Raw genomic sequence first — 2,218 nt, forward strand, 5'->3', positions numbered from 1 at the left:
ATCTCGGACGTGTCCGCCGGGTTGATGTTCTCGAAGGTCTCGCCGCTCTGGGCGGGAACCCACTTCCCGCCGATGAAGTTCTGGTAGGTGGTGGGCATGTGTGCCTCCTTGCTTGCCGCCTTCGATGCCGTGGTGGGGCTGCGCCGTGCTAGGTGCTAGATGGGTCGTCGCCGTCAACCTCCTGACTGCCGAGCCATTGGACGCTTGGGAACCTGCTCGACACGGCGTTGTGTAGACGCTCATCGGCCATCCAGAACTCGCACTCGTACCGCTCCGCCACCGCAAGATACTGCGCGTCATAGGCTGTCGGTAGCTCCAGCAGCGTGGCGATCTCGTAGGCGCGGCGCAAGAGCCCGTTATCCATGACGCTGACAACTGGGCAACGGAGAAGCGTGTCCAACGCTCGTTGAGCTTCGTCAGACGTTGCCAGCTTCCGATGCGTCCACTTGCGTGCTACGGCGACGATCTCATACCACAGGAGCGTCGGAGCGACGATCTGCACCTGTTCCCGATCCAGGCGAGCCATCTAAGCATGGGCATGTGTCGTATGGCGCTCAGTTTGAACGGTCGCCAGCAGGACTCCCGAGTCCACCACGACGTAGGAGGTCGGCATCGCGGTCCTCTCTGGCTTCGTTGACGAGCTGACTGGCGGAAGGGACTTGTCCGCTCAGGTCGGGATGCGCCCTGAATCGAACATCCCGCGTCTCTCGTAGCCATGCCGCGAGAGTCACGGGCGCCGAAGAGGCAACGTCACGTAGCGCATCGAGCACGGTCGCTTGGCTGTCGGCGGACAGGTGCCGAAACATCTCAATGATCTGTCGCTCCAACGTGCCCATCGCGTTACCCCGGACGCACGTAGCCGTGCGTCAAGTGTCGTTCCCGTGGTAGGGGCGAGCGCCGCGCGCCGTCATGCGCATTGGGTTCTCGTACCCGGCGAGCTCGTCGGCACTATGATACCTGAGGGCGGGGTTGATGCACGTCCTGGATCGTCGCGTCGGCGGTGGCATCGCTAGGGCAGCGCCTGCTGGACGGCGATGTGGTTCCCGAACGGGTCGTGCAGATCAATCCGCAGAACGCGCCAAGGCGTCTCGTAGACTTCGCCGTCCCAGTCGGGACGCTTGGCTTTCCACTCGCGGTGCAGCGCCCTGATGTCGTCCACATGGGCGACGCAGTTGCTCTGGAATGATCCGTCCGGCTGTACGGACAGATGCAGGGCGAGACCGTCGCGCGACACCTGGGAGTACACGGGACTCGTCGGCGAACCGTATTCCCAGTCGATCTGGAATCCGAGCCAGTCGATGTAGAACCGCACCGCTTCGTCATACGACGCGACGCAGAACGACGGGAACATCCGCTGCACAGCAACCTCCCAACGCCCGTGCCGATCAGGTGTCGTTGCCGTGATAGGGACGCGCGCCTCGCACCAGCACGCGCTTCGGGTTGTCGTAGCCGGCGAGCTCGTCGGCGCTATGATATCCCAGCGTCAGGCTCATGCGCGTCCCGGACGTCCGGTTCTCTCCGGCTCCGTGGTAGATCATGCTGTCGATGGCGAGCAACCCACCGGCGGGCATGGGAACCGGAACCGCCTGCTCCATCAGTCCCGACGCCTCGATGCCGGAGTCGTTGTGAAGGCTATGCACCTCTCTGCCCGGCAGCAGGTGGGTTCCCGGCACGACGCGCGTGCAGCCGTTCTCCAGGTTCGTGTCTTCCAGATAGATCAGCACCGTGACGATCGTCCGCGTCCACTGGAGCACGTCACGGTGCATGTAGGCGGAGCCGTCGCCCCCGACTCGCAGCGTCGCGTGGTTGTGGCGGTTCCGCAGGAACTCGATGTTGGGACCCAAGAGGGATTCGAGCGGGTCGAGGATCTCCGGGCGCGTCACTAACTGGACGAAAACGCCGCCGCGTCCCCAGACGTTCGAGAGCCGGACGATCCTGCCGCCGGAGCGGACGACCGGCTCGACCTCGCGCTCGATGTCGCGCCAGATGGCGTCCCTGAGTTCCTGGACGGCGTCGGGCGTCAGGCGCGTCGGCAGGATGACGAAGCCGTTGTGGCGGAAGAACGCCGTCTGCGCTTGGGTCAACCTCACCGCAAGCTCTCCCAAGTTCTACGAGTCAGATCGAGACTGACGCTCTGGTAGGCGACCATTGCGACCAGCAGCGAAGGTTCTCTCAGCTCTCCAGAGCACCGTCGTTGAGGCGTCACCCATTGCCGTTG

The 2,218-nt window shown here is 64.0% G+C and carries 3 protein-coding genes; all 3 read right to left on the minus strand.

The annotated features are described in order from the left end of the window. Positions 1-148 precede the first annotated feature (148 nt). Positions 149-526 carry a type II toxin-antitoxin system VapC family toxin gene (locus FJZ36_19095; protein MBM3217006.1) on the minus strand — a complete coding sequence of 126 codons (378 nt, stop codon included), beginning with the start codon at positions 524-526 and terminating at the stop codon, positions 149-151. Positions 527-1,009: 483 nt separating this feature from the next. Then, positions 1,010-1,360: a VOC family protein gene (locus FJZ36_19100; protein ID MBM3217007.1), complete on the minus strand. Its 351-nt coding sequence runs from the start codon at positions 1,358-1,360 to the stop codon at positions 1,010-1,012. A gap of 25 nt (positions 1,361-1,385) precedes the next feature. Next, entirely contained in the window at positions 1,386-2,105 is a 720-nt protein-coding gene (locus tag FJZ36_19105; protein MBM3217008.1) for a phytanoyl-CoA dioxygenase family protein, read from the minus strand. Positions 2,106-2,218 lie beyond the last annotated feature (113 nt).

Source organism: Candidatus Poribacteria bacterium, from assembly GCA_016866785.1.
Classification (GTDB): Bacteria; Poribacteria; WGA-4E.